Genomic DNA, 20,291 nt, shown 5'->3' with positions numbered 1-20,291 from the left:
AAATTGTGAACATTTTATGTCTAAAACAGTATATCATAGGTCAGGATGTGACGACCATCCTTTTCATTTAATTGTTTTTTTGCTATAAGTAGGGGATATGAGGAACGAGCTTATGGCGAACAAGGAGGGCGTACGCATGCAGCATTTAAAACTGTACCACTTGGATACGCTGGATCATAACGGACAAACAATCTATGTAGAAGGCCCCGTATCCGCGGATCAACTGCGTTCATTTCAAATGCACAAGCAATTAGATGCCTTTCGCAAACCAAAGGAACAGTTCGATGCATTAGTGGATATTTCGGAACTGCCAGAAGGCAGAATTATCATTGCCCACAACGGGGAAACTCTCCTGGGATATGTTACTTTTCATTACCCAGATGAGATGGAGCGCTGGTCGGAAGCTGGCATGAAGGATTTACTGGAACTTGGAGCTGTTGAGGTAGCCGATGACTATCGTGGTCTGGGCCTGGGTAGCCGAATGATTCGGATTGCCTTTGAGGACGGCCAGCTTGAATCCTATATTATTTTTACGACCGAATACTATTGGCATTGGGATTTAAAAGGCAGCGGTCTCTCCGTATGGGAATACCGCCGCATGATGGAACGTCTGATGAAAACTGTAGATATGGTCTGGTACGCCACGGATGATCCTGAAATATGCTCACATCCTGCTAACTGTCTGATGGTACGAATGGGAAAGGATGTGCCCCTTGCATCACAGGAGCAGTTTGACCATATCCGGTTTGTCCGAAGATTCATGTATTAAAAAATTATACCATTAGCCCAAATGCTTGAGCATGAACTCCACAATACGATGCGAACGATGTGAAGCTTCTACCGTAAATTCAGCATAATTAACGTGAGCCGATCCATCAGCCTTATCTGACATAGACCGTAGGACAACATAAGGTACAGCGTTCATATGAGCTGTCTGAGCCACAGCTGCACCTTCCATTTCGGTACAAGCACCGTCCATTTCCTGATGCAATGCAGTCACTAACTCACGACTTGCAACAAATTGATCGCCAGAAAGTACCTTGCCGACAATATAACGATCGCCAAACGATTTGCAGGCTTGCTCAGCTAGACTTACAAGCTCGGGATCAGCCACAAACTCTGAGGTGTCCTGATAAGGAATGACCCCTCTGGCATAACCTAAAGGCGTTACATCCATATCATGCTGCATACATGTTGATGAGATGACAATATCCCCAATGTTTAAATCGGGATGAACGGCACCTGCCACTCCCGTAAATATAATCTGTTCTACACCAAAATGATCAATCAGGATTTGTGTTGTTACCGCAGCATTAACCTTGCCTACACCGGATTTGCAGACAACGACTCTTTGCCCGTGAATGATTCCTGTAGTGTACGTGATTCCAGTCTTGACCGTCTTGCTTGCTTCCGTCATCGCTGCCAGCAGCAATTCAATTTCTTCATCCATAGCACCCATTAATCCGTAAAGTCGGCTCATTACGCATCCCTCTATTCTTGGTTTGATGATGATGTCCATAAGAAGCTTTATATCCGCGAAAAAAGCTCCATCAAAGGAGCTTTCATCGAAGGTATATCCTATTCAGCACTGCGTCTAGTCTAAATAATTAACTGACAACCGCAAAATAGTTTCATGCGGCAAAATAACCCGAGGGTTCTCCACGTTTTCCTTTTTCATCAGCTTTGTCAGCAAACGCATCGCTACCGCACCCAAATCGTACATCGGTTGCGCGACGGTTGTCAGCTGAGGACGAACCATAGAGGCCATACGAATATTGTCGACACTGATAACCGAAAAATCATCAGGAACTTTCAATCCCTCATCCTGAATACTGTGGATCGCACCAATTGCCATTTCATCCGTAGCAGCAAAAATCGCACTTGGCTTCTTCTTTAGGCCGAGAAAATATTTCATTGCTTCGACACCGGATTCATAACGGTAGTTCCCGATTCGCACGAGATCCTCCTGATAATCAATTCCGGCTGTTTCCAGTGCTCTCTTGTAACCTTGGAAACGTGCATAGCCGTTTGCAGGGTCTTGAAGCGTACCACTGATCATTGCGATTTGACGGTGTCCATGGCGGATCAACGTGTTTACTGCATCATAAGCAGCGGCTTCATGGTCGATATCGACCGAAGGATAGCTTCCTTTTTCATCACTCGTTGCACATAGAACAATAGGGACCGCAGCTGTATGGAACGCCTGAATATGCTCGTCCGTTACTGTACCACCCATGAACAGAAGACCATCCACTTGCTTTTCAAGCAATGTGTTGATGACACGAATCTCTTTTTCTTTTCGCTTGTCGGCATTACACAAAATAATATTATAGTGATACATATTCGCTATATCCTCAATACCGCGCGCAATTTCTGCAAAAATTGAGTTCGATATATCCGGTATAACCACGCCGACGGTCGTTGTCTTCTTGCTGGCCAGACCTCTAGCGACCGCATTTGGACGATATCCCAATTGTTCAATCGCTTCGTACACTTTCTTGCGGGTCTGAGGTTTCACATTAGGATTATTGTTAACTACGCGGGACACTGTGGCCATTGAGACACCAGCTTCGCGAGCTACATCATAGATCGTTACCGTCACATTCCTTCTCTCCATTGCCAATAAATTTTCAACCGAATCCTAGATCAACTAATTAGAACCATGATACGACAAAATACTACTTTATGCAACGACAGCACACATTTATCTATGTGAGATGATCGTGGAGTGCACGGGCTGTAATATTCGAATGGGATGTATGCCAAACAGCCTCTCCGTCCTTGATTAAAATGGCCTGCGGGGATTCATGCTTCACCTGAAGCCTGTCCGCGGTTTCATTGGACACCAGCCGATCTTCTACTACATAAATGATACCGTATTCAATATTTTCGTTGGGAGCGCCATGCAAATAGGACTCCACTTCCTGATATGCGCCTGCACTTATCGGACAACGTGTGCTATGTTTAAAGAGAAGCAACGGCTTGTCTGATGACGCTTCCAGAGCCGTATTTAATTGTTGAACAGTAGTCATTTTTGTCATCGTCGCCATTGGATATACATTCCTTTCTGTGTCTTGTCGTATGGCCTATTCTCATCGTAACAAAAAGAACATGTAAAATCCAATGGTGACCATGAAAATTTTCATATTTTTTAGTTTTTTGTATTCGTAAATACCGATTCACTGGTAAAACCGGATAATTGAACCAATTTTCTCTCTACATCATTCATCCAATCTTCGTCTCCCAGACTTCTCGCATAGCGATAAAGATCCAATAAGAGATTAATTCGAAGCTCCATCCGCTCCTCCAAAGCAGATTGCCAATCCACATTGGGATTGTCCGCTTCCTCCAGTACAAGCTTGCGAATGATTTCTGCCAGTTCATTGTTGCGAGCAAAAGATATTCTCCGTGCCGTAGGTTTGCTCCCTAGACTTTGTAATAGTGCCTTAATGTCTTTCGTCACATGCTGCAAAACCTCACTGGAAAAGCATGACGAGCATGAGAATACAGGGACGTGCAAAATTTCAACCTTGCCCGCATAGATTACCTTTCGCAGTTCCAGTCCCATCGGTTTGCCACATTGGCATTGCTTATGCATTTAACCACCTCATTACGTAGGATCAAACTATACGAGGATCTCGTCAGAATCCAAATATATCTACTAGTCTAATAAATATTTGTTAACTCCATTAAATCTATCATACCTTGTTTTATTTCGACTTTGGGACCTCAAATCCTTCCACAGATTGCAGCTATGAACAAATTACCAAAGCTTTGGCGGGTCAGAAAATGACGACAATTGCTGTCAAAGAGCAGACTACTAACATAAGAATCTGCGAAGGAATGGACTTCGGGCGTTCTTTTTCTTAAGATGTAAAAGTACAAATTACAAAACAGAGGTGTCATCATGTGACGCACGAAAGGATGGTTGGATGTCAAGACTTGCCGGAAAAAAGGTTATCGCCCTAGTGGATGAGGAATTCGAGGATCTAGAGCTGTGGTATCCGATTTACCGTGTTCGTGAAGAAGGCGCAGAAGTGCATTTAGCCGGTGCGGAAAAGGGTAAAAAATATATTGGAAAATATGGCGTACCTGCTGAAGCGGAATATGCCTTTGAGGAACTGAATAGCAGTGATTATGACGGGATTCTCGTTCCTGGCGGTTGGGCACCTGATAAACTGCGCCGCTATCCCAAAGTAATTCAACTCGTACAGGAGTTTCATGCTGCTCATAAGCCGATTGGACAAATCTGCCATGCAGGCTGGGTACTGATCTCTGCTAAAATTTTGGATGGTGTTACGGTAACCTCCACACCAGGTATTCGTGATGATATGGAGAATGCAGGAGCTATTTGGAAGGATGAGGCAGTTGTAACGGATGGACATATTGTATCTGCTCGTCGGCCGCCTGATCTTCCACCTTACGGAAAAGCGTTCTGCGATTTATTAGCAGATAACACCCGGAAATAAGAGAATAAGTCCTGACACTCAGGACTTGAATAACCCAATCTAATGGAATCAGGATAATTGCTAATTATGAATTTTCCATAATCACAAGAGGTTGTCAACAAGTTGAAAAAAAGAACCTTCAAAACCATGAATAAAGTGGTTTTGAAGGTTCTTTTTCGTCTAAACCATGCTACGCCATTATGGTTTGCTACGACAAACCTAACAGTACGGAGTTCGGCTCCTCCTGAAGATGTATACGGACATTACATATTACTGCCGTCCAGGCCCGGCCGGAGTGCAGCTGACATTAGCTGCAGTGAGCTTGTCTTCGATCGCTGCACCAGTGGACATGCCGAAGCAAACCTGAGCGACTGTCGTTGCCTCAGATGCAGTCGTATTCAGCACACGATGCTTGACCCGCAATAAAGATTGGGGAGACATGCTGAGTTGATGTATCCCCAGTTCCAGCCAAAGAGGAACGGACCGTTCATCTCCAGCCATCTCACCACATACACTCACATCAATTCCTGCTTGATGTGCTGCTTGTGCAGTCATGCGCAGCATTCGAAGTACAGCTGGATGGTATGGATGGTACATATGTGCAATCTGCTCATTCATACGGTCTACAGCCAGCACATACTGAACCAGATCATTCGTTCCGATACTAAAAAAATCTGTTTCAGCTGCTAATAGATCAGCGATCATCGCCGCAGCCGGTACCTCAATCATAATTCCTCGCTGAATGTTCGGATTATAGGCAAGCCCTCTTGCATCCAAATCCGCCATAGCCTCCTTCAAAAGAGCATCTGCCTGGCGGACCTCCTCCACGGATGAAATCATCGGATACATTACCTTGATATTTCCCATTGCACTGGCTCGCAAAATTGCAGTCAACTGGGTTTTAAACAATTCCTTCCAATCCAGACTGATCCGTATAGCACGGTAACCTAGAAAAGGATTTTCTTCCTCTGGTAGTTGAAGATAGTCCAACGGCTTATCTCCACCGATATCCAATGTACGGATGACTACGGAGTGGTTTCCTGCCTTTTCCGCTATCAGCCGATATACTTCATACTGTTCCTCTTCATCTGGAGCAGATTTGCGATCCATGTATAAAAATTCCGTGCGGAACAGTCCTACACCTTGAGCGCCATGCTTCAAAGCCGCCTCCAGCTCTTTAATCGAACTAATATTGGCCGCCAGCCTCAGGGTGGTTCCATCCTTGGTCACGGCATCTACAGAAGCAAGTACCTGAAGCTGCTCTTTTCTGCGTCGCTGCTCGTCGCGCAAAATTTTATAATGATCAGTTACCGTTTTTTCCGGATTCACATAAACTTTGCCCAGGTCTCCGTCCACAACCATCATGTCTCCCGTTTGAACGGGCAAATTCAGATTGCTCTCCAGTCCTGAAACAAGTGGAATACCAAGTGCACGGGCCATGATCGCAGAATGCGAAGTTTTACCACCATTCATAGTTACAATCCCTAAAACATAGCTAGGATTCAAGTGTGCCGATTGGGAGGGTGAGAGCTCCTTGGCTACCAGAATATAGGGCTGTGTGTCCTTGGGAAGAGTCACCTCCGGTGCACCCAGCAAATGCTTGAGCAGCCGGTTCCCCACATCTTTGATATCAATTGCCCGCTCCTTCATATATTCATCGTCCAGTAAATCAAACATTGTCACAAAATGATCAATGGCTTCCTTCACGGCCACCTCGGCCGCCTTGTACTGACGCTCAATAATTCCACGAATTTCATTCATGAATTCCGGATCTTCCAATATCGCAAGATGAGCATCAAAGATGCTGGATTCTTCTGGCCCCACCATCTCTCGAAACTCATCCTTAATAAACTGGATTTCACTTTTGGATGTGCGTATCCCTTCATACAAACGTTCAAATTCCTTTGCAAGATCTACCGCATCCATTTTTTGATCAGGTAAATCCCACTCCCAGCTCGGCAGGACAAATGCCTTCCCGATTGCCACACCTGCTGCGGCGCCGATGCCTTCTATCATGTTTCTACCCCTCCAACATTCCTGTCATGCAGCACAACGGACATTACCGAGGCCTGACCTTTTTTCACTGTTTTAAACGGAGCAAAGCTCCACGACTTGACGCGATCCGGATTCGTGATGACCATAGGAGTCACCAGCGATGGAGCTTGCTCTCGCAGCGCCTGCAAATCAAATTTGATCAGCAATTGCCCCGGTTCCACCGTATCGCCTGCTTCTACCATAGCAGTAAAATTCCCTTTTAGCTGTGAAGTATCAATCCCTATGTGAAGCAGAACCTCAAGTCCCTCTCGTGTGGAGATGCCTAAAGCGTGCATAGTCGGATACAAGTGCATCACAGTACCATACACTGGAGACACAAGTTCACCACGTTCAGGAACAAAAGCAACACCGTCCCCGACCAGCTTCGTCGCAAAAATTTTGTCAGGCACTTCATGAATCGGTAGCATTTTTCCATGTACAGGAGCGTTGAACAAAATTTGAGGGAGATCACGCTCCATCAGCTTCGCGATTTCCTCACGAATCAGTTCTGAATACGTTCCGAATACAACCTGCAAATTACCCCCACCCAGATTGATAAGCCCGGCCGATCCCAAAGCCTTCATCGCTCCGGTATCAATCAGCCTGTCATTGTGGACGGTCAGCCGCAAACGTGTGATGCAGGCCTCTACCTGCACAATATTTTCCTTCCCGCCAAGTGCTTCCAAAATAAGTGGAGCACTATAAGGAATATTGCCGGCCCAATCCTCCAGAACCGAACCTTCCTCGCGCCCAGGAGTTGGAATACGGAACCGCCGGATAGCCCATCGAAACAGTACATAATACACAAGCCCGTACGCCACCCCCACTGGAATTAACAACCAGGCGTTATGTGAGAGATGAAAATTAAGGACATAATCTATAAAACCCGCCGAATAGGAAAATCCGTGATGAATATCCAGCTCAAAGGTAAGCCACATGGCCAGCCCAGACATAACTGCATGAACGAGGAACAAATAAGGAGCAGCAAACAAAAAGGCAAACTCAATCTGTTCCGACACTCCAGTAAAAAAGCAAACAAGCGCAGCTGTCAAAAATGTTTTTTGCACCTTTGGCTTCAAATCTTCACGCGCTTCCTGAATGATCGCCAGCGCAATGGCAGGGATGGCAAACATCATAATGGGGAACAACCCGGACATGAAATAGCCCGCTGTCGGATCGCCAGCAAAAAACCGGGGTAAATCGCCCTGTACAACGTTGCCAGACGGCGTTTTATATGTACCCAGTTGAAACCAAAAAATATTATTAAGCAGATGGTGCAGACCAAAGGCCGCCAGCAACCGGTATAGAATACCGTAGATAAACAGTCCAAAGCCGCCCAAGCTTGATTCCAGACCTACTATAAATTGCAGCCCTCTCTGTATGAGTGGGGCAATAATTAGCATGAGTCCTGCAAACACAGCCGAGAAGAGGCCAATAAGCAGCAGAACAAATCGGGTACCTCCAAAAAATTGAAGCACCTCGGGCAATTTGATGCTTTTGAAGCGATTATAGGCCACCCCTGAAATGACCCCCAAAATGATACCAATGAGCGTCGCCGGTTGAATGAGTCCGTTTCCAAATCTCAATGTGACCTGATCGTATATAGCCATACCAGCCAATGCTGCCAGTCCCGCCTGACCTGCCTGATTCGACATACCCAGGGCAACACCAACCGCAAATAAATATGGCAAAAAATAAAAAATCCCGTGTCCAGCCGCATTTGCCATATCAGACACCATAGGGAATCCCCATGTGGACCAAGGAAGGCTGCCGAGACTTAGCAATATTGCAGCGGCTGGTAGCACCATCGTCGGGAGCATGACAGCACGACCGAGCTGTTGTAAGGATCCGAGCCAATTCATGGCATTCCTCTCCTTTCTATCCCTGATGGTAAGCCGAATAAATACTTTTGTCAAAGCAATGATTCCATCTGCCAAAATATTTATTTACGCTACTACAGGTCAAAAACTTTATCATCACAACAGATAACACTATGAATCCGTTTAGAGCTATTTCATCATCAAGACATACATACATTATATGGATTCCTGAAAGTATAATATACTGTACCATATTCCTCGTTTCGCACCAAAAACCTTCAACCCTGTGAAGCAAGGGAAGAAGGTTTTTATTCATCTGCGTATAGCACAGATCACTGATCCATGTTTATCCTTTACGTACAGCTTGGGTCACTGAGTCCTCCACCTTAATGCAACGATCCATAATAACCGTCATTCCATGCTCCTGCGCAATGTCAGCGGCTTCCTGGCTTATAATTCCCTGTTGAAGCCACAAAATCTTAGCTCCAATAGCAGCTGCTTCACGCGCAACCTCTGCACAGTATTCACTGCGGCGGAATACATTGACCAGCTCCACAGGCTCAGGTACTTCAGCAAGGCTGGCATAACAAGTCTCCCCAAGAATCGTTTGCCCTGCCGCCGCAGGGTTAACTGGAATAATACGGTATCCCCGCTTCTGCATGGCATAAGAAACCATGTATGAAGTACGGTCTGATTTATCAGACAAACCAACAACCGCAATATTGCCTACTTGTTCCAAAATGCTTTTAATCTCTTCTCTCGACGGATTTTCAAAAGCCATTCTGTTCCCTCCTATTCGCATCTTCGTTTGTTTTTATTTCACCCATTCTACAGAAGCACCAAGCGTCGTTAGATGGTCAAAATACTGCGGATACGATTTGGCGACATGATGTGCGTCCTTAATCACTAACGGCTTCTGTGCGCGCAAACCAACAATCGTCAAGGCCATAATAACACGGTGATCAAAGTGCGCGTTAATTTCCACGCCACCTTCGACACCCTCCGGTCTGCCATGTACGATAATTTCCGCTTGACGTTCTTCTACCCGAGCTCCAGCCTTGGTCAGCTCATTCAAATAATCGGTAATGCGGTCACATTCCTTATACCGTAAATTCTCCACGTTATAAAAACGGGACGTGCCTTCAGCAAATACAGCCGCAGCCACCATTGCAAGCACAGCGTCTGTTGCAGCATCACCGTCAAACTCAACAGCTTTCAATCGGCCATTGCCCTTCACAACGACGGTATCGTTCTCATGTGTCAGTGGCACTTCCATCATACGCAGCACATCTACAATAGCGCGTTCTCCCTGTTTGCTCTGCTCTTTAAGACGATAGATGGTAACATCGGAATTCGTTACTGCAGCCGCCGCCAGCACCGCTGCACTCCCTGGATAGTCTCCCTGTACCGTATACGTACGTGGCTGATAGGATTGCCGCCCCGGGACACGGAAAGACATGTAATCATCGCTTGCATGAATGATAATACCAGCCTCTTGTAATACCTCCAGGGTCTGCCCAATGACCACCTTGGATTTCAAATCATGCAGCACTTCGATTTCACTGTCTTCCTCCAGTAAAGGCGTAAGGAATAGCAGGGCGCTCAAATATTGTGAGCTAACCGAGCCGGACACCTGAATTTTACCGCCCTTCGCCTGACCACCCTGAATACGAATGGGCAACTTACCTTCACGATGATCTACTTTCACGCCCAGTTGCCCCAGTGCATCGATTAAATCATCATGCGGTCTCTTGCCCAATGAGTCGGGATATGTATTAACAAATGTAACATCCGGACAAAGAGATGCAATACCCATCAAAAAACGGAGCACCGCTCCTGCGTTTCCCACATTCAATTCCTTCACAGCTTGAGGATGGCTACCAAAACCTGTAATCACTATTTTTTCATCATCCTCTTCCAGTACTGCACCCAGATCGGCGATACAACGGCGCATAGCATCACTATCTTCACTATGAGCTGGATAATAAATGGTACTTTGTCCCTCAGCAAGTGCCGCAGTGAGCAGGTAACGAGTAGTGTAGTTTTTGGAGGACAGGGCCCCAATCTCTCCTTGCAAGGAAGGGGTAGGTCTAACGATAACATCCATAATGTACATGCTCCTTTTCGGTTCAAACCATACTATTTTACGTTAATTATACAAGTTGTAGCATTCATTTCTCCACCCAAAAAATAAGAAATATTAATCTAAGTCCCCCAAGTTGAATTCCGTCGGTTAATTAATCTTTATCTGCCTTTAGGATTAAGCCGATTGACAGCCCGGAGATAGCTTAGCTATCATACATAGAGTGTGTGTGACATTTTGCACACGTCAAAAACATACGTAGCACCCATTATATATCAGAAAAGAGGTCCGGCCATGACGCAAATCGCCCTGATTGAACCTTCTGAGTTGCGCGCACGTCTGCAAGCAGGAGAGCAATTGCAATTAATCGACGTCCGCGAAGCGGAAGAAGTAGCGGAAGGCATGATTGAAGGTGCCAAGCACATTCCGCTCGGACAGCTTCCGGGTCGTCTTGAAGAAATTGAACGCACCGGTGAAATTATCTTTATTTGCCGGAGCGGTTACCGCAGTGAACGAGCCTGCGAATATCTACAGCAGCTAGGTTATGAAGGCTGTACTAACATGACTGGCGGCATGCTGCAATGGTCACAGGAGCAATAGAAAACCTACTTAACAAAAAAGACGGGAACTTCCCGTCTTTTTTGTTTTGACTCAAAGCTTAGACGCGGTAATGCATTAAAATATTTTGTTCCTATCATACCATAGCGCCAAAAGATTACACAATCCTCTACTGCCATCATAATCGTATCCATAATTATAAATTAAAAAACGGAAGCTTCTTCTACCCATAGGGTAAAAAAGCTTCCGTTGTATTACATAATGCTATTCATGCATATCCGTCCGTTTATTAGAACCATTGATGATGGAATACGCCTTCTTTGTCCACACGTTTGAACGTATGGGCACCGAAGTAGTCACGTTGTGCTTGCAGCAGATTTGCTGGCAAACGCTCAGTGCGGTAGCTGTCATAGTATGCAAGCGCGCTGGAGAAGCCAGGCACTGGAATACCTTGGGATACAGCCACGGAAATCACTTGACGCCATGCATCTTGATACGTTTCAACTACATTTTTGAAGTAAGAATCCAGCAACAGGTTTTTCAAGGCAGGATCGCGGTCATATGCATCCTTGATGTTTTGCAGGAATTGCGAGCGGATAATGCAACCGCCGCGGAAGATCATAGCGATTTTTCCGTATTTCAAATCCCAATCATATTCATCGGAAGCTGCACGCATTTGAGCGAAACCTTGAGCATAGGACACGATTTTACTTGCAAACAGTGCTTTACGTACACTTTCGATAAATTCTTTTTTGTCGCCGCTGAAGGACTCAGCATTAGGACCGCTCAGCACTTTACTTGCCGCAATGCGCTCGTCTTTCATAGCAGACAAGAAGCGGGAGAATACGGATTCGGTAATCATGGACAATGGCACACCCAGATCCAGCGCGCTTTGGCTTGTCCATTTACCTGTACCTTTTTGACCAGCAGCATCCAAGATAACGTCTACCATTGGCTTGCCTGTTTCAGCATCGTACTGGGAGAAAATGTCAGCTGTAATTTCGATCAGGTAGCTGTCCAGTTCCCCTTTATTCCATTCCGTGAAGATTGCATGAAGCTCTTCCGCATTCACATTCAGGACTGATTTCAACAAGTGATACGCTTCACCGATCAATTGCATGTCGCCGTACTCGATACCGTTATGCACCATTTTTACATAGTGACCAGCACCGTCAGGACCGATATATGTACAGCAAGGGTCGCCTTCCACTTTAGCAGAGATTGCCGTTAGAATCGGCTCTACCAGTTTATAGGCACTTTCCTGTCCACCCGGCATGATAGCAGGACCATTCAAGGCACCTTCTTCACCACCGGATACGCCTGTACCAATAAAGCGAAGTCCTTTTTCCTCCAGCTCCTTGCTGCGGCGCTGTGTATCAGGGAAGTAGGCATTGCCTCCGTCTATAATAATGTCGCCCTTGTCCAGATGAGGCACAAGCTGTTCAATCGTGGCATCTGTTGCTTTACCAGCTTGAACCATGATCAGGATTTTACGGGGGGATTCCAATGAGTTCACAAATTCTTCAATAGAGAAAGTACCCGTCAGTTTTTTACCTTCTGCTTCTTTGATAAGATCGTGCGTTTTTTCTGGAGAGCGGTTAAAAACCGAGACGGTGAAGCCTCTGCTCTCAATGTTAAGGGCTAAATTCTTACCCATTACCGCCAGGCCGATCACACCAATTTGCTGTTTTGCCATCTGGTTCCTCATCCTTTGCAACATATTTTGTCTTCTATATCGCCGTTTTACCGCATTACACTTTATGTGAATCGGAACACGTGCACTTCTATTTTAACGTTTTTGATGTAAGAAGTGAACCCCTGTCTATTCACAGATCAAAACACCCCATTTACATGAGGTGTTCAGATGTACTACGCTTCCATCATCAGCAGTTGGTGGGATAGCGTTTGCAGGCGTTCATGGCAATTCCCGATTTTAGCCGTATCTCCGTCTGTCATCGCTATGAACAGCTTCTCCAATTCATCGTCCACTTCCATTTTAAGCAGCAGCAGTCGGGTTTCTCCTTCATTGGAAGCGTACATATCCTCCATTTCCTGTGCGGACAGCACCGGTCCCTTCTGATAAATGACACGCTGCTTAAAGCCTGTAACCTCGACCAGACGAATGACCTCACCAAACAAAATATTTTCTACCAAAATATGATGATCCTTGACTCTTTTGACAATGGCATGACCTCGGGTGCTTCCAATCAGCTTCTCCAACCACTCAGCCAGCTTGGCATCGCGGATTACATAATCTCCAGCCAACTTGTAGTGTCCTGTGCGCAGCTGTTGAAAACGGAGCTTCACCAGCTTACGCCCGGTTCTCACCGACAAAACCAGGTACGACTCATCCTCGCTCCAGTACAGCGAATACCCTTCCGATATCAAATCCTTGATCAGATTATGGATATGCCGACGGCTAAACCGGAGCTCTAGATTGCAATATTCTACCTCACAGCCCTTGTTCACGGCATTCCCTCCTTTTTCAAGTCCGATTCAAGAAGTCCGGCTACAGCAAGCCTGCGGCTTTCCCGCTTGATCTTCCCTTGCTCTATTTTATACTTCATTTTATGTAAGGGTACTTGGTTATTTGACCTATTTTTATAAGTAACAGCGAACAATCCTACTTTTGCCTTATATGCTTGTTTCAAACCTAGTCTAAAGTCGGCCAAGCCCGGCGGCATTATGCTATAATTGGACATATTACGCCACACGTTATGGCTTAACCCAGTTACAGGAGGAAAAGGAATGACATTTAGTGGATTTACTGCAAAGGACTTCGATGTTTTTGAAATACCGGGATTGGAGCCTCGTATGGAAGTGCTGATTCAGCAGGTTCGGCCCAAGCTGGAGGCAATTGGCGAGGAATTAGCCCCATTTCTGACGGACTTATGTGGAGAGCCTATGCACGTTCACGTCGCCAAGCATGCACGACGCAAAGTCAATCCCCCCAAAGATACTTGGGTAGCCTGGGCGGCAAATAAGCGCGGGTACAAGGCGCTGCCGCATTTTGAGGTAGGTATGTTCGCTTCCCACCTATTCGTTATTTTTGCAATTATTTATGAAAGTCCTAACAAAGCTACATTTGCCCAGGCACTCGAAGCCAATCTGAGCGATGTGCGCTCTAACCTGCCTGATCATTTTTACTGGTCCATGGATCATATGGCTCCGGAAGGCACAGAACAACAACATATGGATAATGAAGATTTTCAAACGATCATCCATAAGCTGCAACAGGTAAAAAAAGCGGAGGTCATGTGTGGAATCCGTATTGACCGAGAAGATCCACTTGCCAGCGACGGGGCTGCATTATTACAGGCAGTGCGTTCTACCTTTGAGCATTTGCTGCCGCTGTACCGAATGTCTTTCTCGAAAGAGTAGCCCTCGCCGCTTTTTAAGGCGCTGTTCAGGCCTCCACAGTCTTCCTGCGTGGATTGCGCGCCAGAGCCAGGTGGCAGCCAAACATGAGCAGCATCACGACCCCACTAATGATAAATGGAGCGGTGTGTCCGGCACGGTCCCATAGCACTCCTGAAACGAGCGGGCCTATAACCATGCCGGAGCCTTGAAGTGTTAAAAAAAAGCCCCACACCGTTGCTCGCTCGCTTTCCGGAATCAATCGGGCAAGAAAGGTGTTCCATGCAGGCAAAATGAGCGCATATCCCAAACCAATAAGCGCCACGGATACAAACACCAGCGGAATAGATCGAACGATTGAGAAGAAAAACAGCGTAATTCCAGCTAGCAAAAAGCCAACATGTAGAAAATACTCCGTTCCAAGTCTGTCGACCAACTTGCCACAAGGGATCAGTGCCAGCACAGTCACCCCACCGCCTGCAATCAGAAGCACGCTGTACAGGTTTGGTGAAATCCCGAGGTCCGTCCGAGCGTACAGCGTCAGTACGGGACTGATCAAACCGATAACAAAAGACTGCAAAAATAGCGCCGGGTAAATTAACGGATTGACGTTAAGCTTTGTTTTGAGCACACCGATCGTCTCCTGGATTCCTTTCAGAATTTGCTGTTTCTGCTTTGTGTACCCATCAGACGACACTAGAGCGCTCTGTTCGAGGTCACCTTTATCAGGAGACCTTTTCGGTCCTGGCAGCATAAGAGCAACCAACAACAATACAATACTGCATCCTATCAAAATCATGAACACCATGCCGTAAGAATGCCCATAGTGGGATATGGCAAAGTTCATAATGAGCGGACCCAATCCCGTTCCACCCATAGACGCAATTTCCAGTGTGCCCATCGCCGCGCCATTGCTGTTATTAGGCCCGGACATTTCGGTCGTTCCGGTCATAACACAAGGCCAGAGCGGAGAAGTACCCAGACCGAGCAGCAGACACGCAACGACGAGCCACACGGGCTCTGTCAATATGCTTAGCATAATAATCGCTACAAGCGTAAACAACAGTGCGGTCGACATCGTTCCGCGGTAGCCAAGCCGTTCAGCCATCCAACCCGCCGGTGCCCGAAACGCATTGTCTCCAAAATACTGAAGCGAAAAGGCCAAACCAATAATCCCGGCCGACAAACCAAGCGTTTCTCCCATATATACCGGCAGGATGGATACCAGAAGAGATCCTTTCATAAATTCGACCAGAAATACCAAAACCCACAATTTGCTAAAAAAAGGAGTCCACAGCCGCTGTGGAGCTTTTTTTCGTCCATTTTGCCTCATCTAATCCACATCCTCCACCTTCGTTTTTTGGCTGTATAGACCGGGTTCTCAGCCTACTCCACTCTTTCGCAAATAAATGCGCCCTCAATCGCTTGCATTCCTACTTCAAACTGCTATACTCAATTTTGTTCTATTATCACTTGCACAGGATTGTCGAAATCCTGCACGAAAGGTTGTGACAACACTAATGAATCAAAGCAACACCCCGCTTTTTACTGCTTTGAAAAAGCATGCTCAGAGCAACCCGGTTCAATTTCACATCCCAGGTCATAAAAAGGGAGTGGGAGCAGATTCGGAATTTCGCGAATTTATGGGGGATAATGCCTTTTCCATAGATATGATCAACATCGCTCCATTGGACGATCTGCATCAGCCATCAGGCGTCATCGAAGAAGCTCAAAAGCTTGCAGCAGAGGCCTTCGGAGCTGATTATACGTATTACAGTGTACAGGGGACAAGCGGAGCCATCATCACCATGATTATGTCCATTTGCTTGCCAGGTGATAAAATTATTGTACCCAGAAACGTACACAAATCTATAATGTCTGCCATTATCTTTGCTGGTGCAAAACCAGTATTTATTTCTCCAGTCAGTGATGAGAATCTCGGTATTCACCACGGGGTTACAACCAAGTCCGTACGCCGGGCATTGGAACGTCACCCTGACGCCAAGGGCGTCCTTGTTATCAACCCGACATATTACGGTGTGTGCGCCGATTTGAAGGAAATTGTAGATCTCGCTCACAGCTATAATGTGCCGGTCCTGGTCGATGAGGCTCATGGAGTACTGATTCATTTTCACTCTGATCTACCGATGTCCGCTATGGAGGCGGGAGCAGACATGTCAGCTACAAGCGTTCACAAGCTGGGTGGTTCCTTGACTCAAAGCTCAATTCTGAATGTAAATACGAAAAACGGATACGTTAACCCACAGCGTGTACAAACGATTTTCAGTATGCTGACAACAACGTCGACTTCGTATATTCTGCTGGCTTCGTTGGACACATCCCGACGTAATCTGGCCCTTAACGGTCATGAAATAGCACAACGTGCTCTGGAATTGGCTGAATATTGTCGTTCAGAGGTCAACAAGATTGAAGGGCTATATTGCTTTGGCAGCGAAATTCTTGGCACGGAAGCCACCTATGATTATGATCCAACCAAAATTACGGTTCATATCCGCCATTTGGGCCTTACCGGATACGATGTGGAGAATTGGCTGAGAGATCACTACAATATCGAGGTTGAGCTTAGCGATATGTACAATATTCTCTGTTTGGTGACCCCTGGTGATACCAAAGAGGAAATTGAAATTTTGTTGAAAGCTCTGCGTGAGCTGGCTTCTCTGCACTATTCCACAGGTCAGGAGCATGAGCTAGTTGTAAAGATACCGGATATCCCTCAGCTCTCCCTCATTCCAAGAGACGCTTTTTATGGAGATACGGAAATCGTGCCTTTCAAAGAATCTGCAGGTCGTATTATTGCAGAATTCATCTATGTGTATCCACCTGGTATTCCAATCTTATTGCCAGGAGAAGTTATTTCGCAGGACAATATTGATTATATTGTTGATCATGTAGAAGTAGGCCTGCCTGTTAAAGGACCTGAGGACCGAACAGTACATCAGGTGAAGGTTATCGTCGAAACTGACGCTATTTCATAATATTGAACTGTCAACACATGCTTAAAAAACATGTTGATAGTCAAAAAAAAGCCCCCGTTCGGGGGCTTTTTTTCTTGAAGAGCTATACAGCTGCTGCATCCAATTCTATTCGTATTGGGCAACAAGCTCGCTATATGCGGCTTCTACACGTTTCCACTCATCTTCGTCCTCAATATTGTAAAGCACCATTTCTTCGTTTTCTTCTTCCATACGAAGAATAATGCCATCCGCTTCAGGATTGCCTCGCTCAAGCAGAAGAGCATAAATGTGATCTTCTACGTCAAAGGTCTCTACCAGCACCATTTCTACATCTTTACCATTTTCATCAGTTAGCGTAAGAACCATTTCTTCATGTTCGTGGTCATGATCGTGGTTGCAGGCTTCACCGTGTTCATGTTTGTGATCACTCATGGAAATACCTACCTTCAAATTGTTTTATTTTCCCCCGTATCGTAACATGATCAAGGGTGCAGGTCAATTTGTGGTATGCCTAATTTATCGCTGTAATGACTTTTTCGGACACCAAGGTATAGCTGCCGTCTTTGCTCTCTTTAATATAGAAACCAACCCGGTAATTCCCTGCTGTTTTGAAATCATACGTAAAGTCGTTCGTACGGAACCAGAAGTTATCCTTTTGCGCTCCTTTGATATCTTGAGACTGAATATCCTTCACGTTGCCCGAAGGGTCGGTGATCGCTACCTTCACTCCGGAGATATCTGTTTTCAAGGTATCAATTTGACTAAATACATTAAATTTCACTTTATTGCCTTTATTCACGTTACCAAACACAGTATCTCCCTTGAACAGGAACATATGCACGTTCGGCTGATCGAAAACAACTTTTCCACCGGATGGATCAAAATTGACAAGTCCATTAAAATCACGGATGGGCACATAAGTTTTCCCATCAATGACAACTGCACCATCTTTTGACACTTCTCCATTAATAATCAACTGCACTTGGTCCTTGGCGGATTCCGCCGAAATGGCGGTCCCTCCCATTATTGAAAAGGCCATCATCAGGGCCATCACTCTTCTCCATTTCATAACTACTAATCCCTCCATCGTCATCTGTTTAAAACCTTCTGTCGTACATTTATACCTAGCTCAGCCGCACAAGTTGCGCTGTGTTTCACAAATTGTCCAAAGTTTTTACATAAGGAGCCAAATCTTTAGTTCCGGTAGCATAGGTGATAAAATACGACTGTAGAAGTCCTAGTACACAAAGTCTGGAGGATAAATCCATAATGAGCCTAACGATACAAATGCTTGGCACAGGCAGTGCCTTTGCCAAGCATTATTACAACAACAACGCCCTGCTGGACAGCGGAGAAGGCAAACTGCTGATCGATTGCGGTACAACCGCTTCTTTAGCATTACACCAAATGGACGTCCCTTTGCCTGATATTGACGCAATTTTAATCACACATATTCACGCAGATCATGTCGGAGGTTTGGAGGAATTCGGTTTTCAAATGAACATTCTCCATCGTCGCAAGCCTCTACTTTATATTGCCGAACCACTAATCTACCCTTTATGGGAGCATACACTCAAGGGCGGAATGTCACAGCAGGGTATGATTGACAAGCTTGAAGATGTATTCGAGGTAAACGTAATAACGCCTGGTGTACCCACTACATTAGTATCCGGTATTCAGGTGGAGCTAATCCCTACAAGGCATATTCCTGGTAAAAACAGTTATTCCATATTCATTAATGACCGCCTTTTTTATAGTGCAGATATGGTTTTTGACCCTGATTTGCTTCATCATCTGGTGCATGAACGAGGATGTCGGAGTATTCTCCATGAGGTTCAATTACAAGGCGCTGGAGAAGTCCATACGACATTGGACGAGCTGCTAAGCTTGGCGCCATCTCTTCAAGAACGGATTCATCTAATGCACTATAGTGATGATATGGAACAGTTCAGGGAGAAGGCAGGAGTCATGTCCTTTCTGGAGCAGCAACGAGTATATCAACTTACAGAGTTGGAACGTGCAGAGTAGCATGCTAAATACAGCTTGAACAATTAACAAAAGCCGCCTGGCTTTCCTACAAAGGATAGCCAGGCGGCTTGCTGTTCTTGAATATAATGATGAACTTGCATTCTAATGTTGCGAGTTAAGGTCAGAACAATGGCAGTTGATCCAGGTTATTAGAAGGATCTCCATCGGCATCTCCCCGAATTCGTTTGCTTCCATCCTTGGCCTTGAACACGTTAACGCCTGCAATTGAGCCTGCCTCAATCTCATTCAATGCTTGGCTATAATCTAAAATCCGACCGGTAGATGTCTGAAAAGACGTAAGGTCGCCATCTCCGTTTTTACGTACTGCTGTAATTTGCTCCCGTTCTGTATTAGCCATGCTGTATCGCTCCTTATCCATAGTATAGTGGAGGAACTTTTACTAGCATGCACATTGTACAGATTTGTATGCACCTTACGCTGTCGACTACAACTTTTTACGCATACGTACATGCGGTATTCCCGCATCGTCAAAAGGTTCATCGGAGATCGTCTCATAACCGAGCTTTTCGTAAAACTTCTCGGCTTGACATTGGGCATCTAGCAGCGAGTATCTTAGTCCTAATTCACGTGCACGTTCCTCCAGTGCTAGTAGTAATACACGTCCATAGCCTGCGGCACGATGCTCCTTGAGGACGGCAATACGTTGCATTTTAGCTGTATCTTCCTCATAGTATGTCAACCGACCAGTGGCCACCATTTCACCATGTTCACAAATTAGCAAATGATGGGCCGTATCTCCCAGCTTGTCATAATGATCAACTTCTAAATCGAGAGGAACTTTTTGCTCTTCGACAAACACTTTGGTACGGATCGATATTGCCTCCTGTAGCTGCTCCTCTGTTGTTACACTTATAATTTCTGCGGCCATCATCTGTTCCCCCTATCATTAATTCCAGATTGCAAACTCACTAAATTCGAATTATATATATAAATGTTCATGAAGTACAGGCTGACTTCTATTTTTCCA

Annotated in this window: 21 protein-coding genes; 6 read left to right on the top strand and 15 right to left on the bottom strand. The window is 45.6% G+C overall.

The window, feature by feature from the left end; translation table 11 throughout:
• The first annotated feature begins 136 nt into the window (after window positions 1–136).
• Complete coding sequence (locus NLX73_RS03045; protein ID WP_061828998.1) at window positions 137–769, top strand: GNAT family N-acetyltransferase; 633 nt, start codon at window positions 137–139, stop codon at window positions 767–769.
• A 12-nt stretch (window positions 770–781) separates the two neighbouring features.
• On the opposite strand, the gene NLX73_RS03040 is transcribed toward NLX73_RS03045, so the two are convergent.
• The 4 genes from NLX73_RS03040 to NLX73_RS03025 all read right to left on the bottom strand — a co-directional run bounded on the left by NLX73_RS03040 (window position 782) and on the right by NLX73_RS03025 (window position 3,598).
• A complete protein-coding gene (locus tag NLX73_RS03040) occupies window positions 782–1,480 on the bottom strand; it encodes a 5'-methylthioadenosine/adenosylhomocysteine nucleosidase (protein ID WP_254325329.1) in 699 nt (232 codons plus the stop codon).
• A gap of 114 nt (window positions 1,481–1,594) precedes the next feature.
• A complete protein-coding gene (gene ccpA / locus NLX73_RS03035; RefSeq protein ID WP_061828996.1) occupies window positions 1,595–2,602 on the bottom strand; it encodes a catabolite control protein A in 1,008 nt (335 codons plus the stop codon).
• Between the two features lie 106 nt (window positions 2,603–2,708).
• On the bottom strand, window positions 2,709–3,050 hold the full coding sequence (ytxJ, locus tag NLX73_RS03030; protein WP_254325328.1) for a bacillithiol system redox-active protein YtxJ: 342 nt from the start codon (window positions 3,048–3,050) through the stop codon (window positions 2,709–2,711).
• 101 nt (window positions 3,051–3,151) lie between these two features.
• Window positions 3,152–3,598, bottom strand: coding sequence for a hypothetical protein (locus NLX73_RS03025; RefSeq protein WP_165177404.1), 447 nt, complete (start codon window positions 3,596–3,598; stop codon window positions 3,152–3,154).
• A 334-nt stretch (window positions 3,599–3,932) separates the two neighbouring features.
• Between NLX73_RS03025 and NLX73_RS03020 the strand changes: the two genes are divergently transcribed.
• The gene (locus tag NLX73_RS03020; protein ID WP_023989335.1) at window positions 3,933–4,469 is read left to right on the top strand and encodes a type 1 glutamine amidotransferase domain-containing protein; all 537 of its coding nucleotides are present in this window, start codon (window positions 3,933–3,935) and stop codon (window positions 4,467–4,469) included.
• 249 nt (window positions 4,470–4,718) lie between these two features.
• Here NLX73_RS03020 and ptsP read toward each other — a convergent pair whose 3' ends face one another.
• The 4 genes from ptsP to aroA form a co-directional block, all read right to left on the bottom strand.
• Window positions 4,719–6,464 (bottom strand): phosphoenolpyruvate--protein phosphotransferase, encoded by a 1,746-nt coding sequence (gene ptsP, locus NLX73_RS03015; protein ID WP_254325327.1) that lies wholly within the window; start codon window positions 6,462–6,464, stop codon window positions 4,719–4,721.
• Window positions 6,461–8,344: a glucose PTS transporter subunit IIA gene (locus NLX73_RS03010; protein WP_023989337.1), complete on the bottom strand. Its 1,884-nt coding sequence runs from the start codon at window positions 8,342–8,344 to the stop codon at window positions 6,461–6,463. The genes ptsP and NLX73_RS03010 overlap by 4 nt, the downstream gene beginning before the upstream one ends.
• A gap of 304 nt (window positions 8,345–8,648) precedes the next feature.
• Window positions 8,649–9,083, bottom strand: a complete 435-nt coding sequence (locus NLX73_RS03005) for a CoA-binding protein (protein WP_061828991.1) — start codon at window positions 9,081–9,083, stop codon at window positions 8,649–8,651.
• 33 nt (window positions 9,084–9,116) lie between these two features.
• Window positions 9,117–10,409: a 3-phosphoshikimate 1-carboxyvinyltransferase gene (aroA, locus tag NLX73_RS03000; protein ID WP_254325326.1), complete on the bottom strand. Its 1,293-nt coding sequence runs from the start codon at window positions 10,407–10,409 to the stop codon at window positions 9,117–9,119.
• A 270-nt stretch (window positions 10,410–10,679) separates the two neighbouring features.
• Between aroA and NLX73_RS02995 the strand changes: the two genes are divergently transcribed.
• A complete protein-coding gene (locus tag NLX73_RS02995) occupies window positions 10,680–10,985 on the top strand; it encodes a rhodanese-like domain-containing protein (protein WP_010345522.1) in 306 nt (101 codons plus the stop codon).
• Window positions 10,986–11,232: 247 nt separating this feature from the next.
• On the opposite strand, the gene gndA is transcribed toward NLX73_RS02995, so the two are convergent.
• Together gndA and NLX73_RS02985 are read right to left on the bottom strand one after the other, a co-directional pair.
• Window positions 11,233–12,639 (bottom strand): NADP-dependent phosphogluconate dehydrogenase, encoded by a 1,407-nt coding sequence (gndA, locus tag NLX73_RS02990; RefSeq protein WP_254325325.1) that lies wholly within the window; start codon window positions 12,637–12,639, stop codon window positions 11,233–11,235.
• Between the two features lie 173 nt (window positions 12,640–12,812).
• Window positions 12,813–13,412, bottom strand: coding sequence for a hypothetical protein (locus NLX73_RS02985; protein ID WP_061828989.1), 600 nt, complete (start codon window positions 13,410–13,412; stop codon window positions 12,813–12,815).
• 279 nt (window positions 13,413–13,691) lie between these two features.
• Here NLX73_RS02985 and NLX73_RS02980 point away from each other — a divergent pair, with 279 nt between their 5' ends.
• Window positions 13,692–14,324, top strand: coding sequence for a YktB family protein (locus NLX73_RS02980; protein ID WP_025724011.1), 633 nt, complete (start codon window positions 13,692–13,694; stop codon window positions 14,322–14,324).
• A 25-nt stretch (window positions 14,325–14,349) separates the two neighbouring features.
• Here the strand turns inward: NLX73_RS02980 and NLX73_RS02975 are convergent, their stop codons facing one another.
• Window positions 14,350–15,633, bottom strand: coding sequence for an MFS transporter (locus tag NLX73_RS02975; protein ID WP_254325324.1), 1,284 nt, complete (start codon window positions 15,631–15,633; stop codon window positions 14,350–14,352).
• A gap of 187 nt (window positions 15,634–15,820) precedes the next feature.
• Between NLX73_RS02975 and NLX73_RS02970 the strand changes: the two genes are divergently transcribed.
• Window positions 15,821–17,296 carry an aminotransferase class I/II-fold pyridoxal phosphate-dependent enzyme gene (locus NLX73_RS02970; RefSeq protein ID WP_165177421.1) on the top strand — a complete coding sequence of 492 codons (1,476 nt, stop codon included), beginning with the start codon at window positions 15,821–15,823 and terminating at the stop codon, window positions 17,294–17,296.
• 105 nt (window positions 17,297–17,401) lie between these two features.
• Here NLX73_RS02970 and NLX73_RS02965 read toward each other — a convergent pair whose 3' ends face one another.
• Window positions 17,402–17,707, bottom strand: a complete 306-nt coding sequence (locus tag NLX73_RS02965) for a DUF1292 domain-containing protein (RefSeq protein ID WP_061828984.1) — start codon at window positions 17,705–17,707, stop codon at window positions 17,402–17,404.
• Window positions 17,708–17,786: 79 nt separating this feature from the next.
• Window positions 17,787–18,344 carry a hypothetical protein gene (locus NLX73_RS02960; RefSeq protein ID WP_013310940.1) on the bottom strand — a complete coding sequence of 186 codons (558 nt, stop codon included), beginning with the start codon at window positions 18,342–18,344 and terminating at the stop codon, window positions 17,787–17,789.
• 200 nt (window positions 18,345–18,544) lie between these two features.
• On the opposite strand from NLX73_RS02960, the gene NLX73_RS02955 reads away from it, so the two are divergent.
• Window positions 18,545–19,303, top strand: coding sequence for an MBL fold metallo-hydrolase (locus tag NLX73_RS02955; RefSeq protein WP_250268782.1), 759 nt, complete (start codon window positions 18,545–18,547; stop codon window positions 19,301–19,303).
• 121 nt (window positions 19,304–19,424) lie between these two features.
• Here the strand turns inward: NLX73_RS02955 and NLX73_RS02950 are convergent, their stop codons facing one another.
• Both NLX73_RS02950 and NLX73_RS02945 read right to left on the bottom strand, forming a co-directional pair.
• Window positions 19,425–19,661, bottom strand: coding sequence for a DUF3892 domain-containing protein (locus tag NLX73_RS02950; protein ID WP_013371899.1), 237 nt, complete (start codon window positions 19,659–19,661; stop codon window positions 19,425–19,427).
• An 87-nt stretch (window positions 19,662–19,748) separates the two neighbouring features.
• Window positions 19,749–20,192 (bottom strand): GNAT family N-acetyltransferase, encoded by a 444-nt coding sequence (locus NLX73_RS02945; RefSeq protein ID WP_069289898.1) that lies wholly within the window; start codon window positions 20,190–20,192, stop codon window positions 19,749–19,751.
• Between the last annotated feature and the right edge of the window lie 99 nt (window positions 20,193–20,291).

It is taken from the genome of Paenibacillus sp. CH40, assembly GCF_024213605.1.
GTDB classification, from domain to species: Bacteria; Bacillota; Bacilli; order Paenibacillales; family Paenibacillaceae; genus Paenibacillus; species Paenibacillus polymyxa_B.
This window is presented reverse-complemented; position numbering and strand designations above follow the sequence as displayed.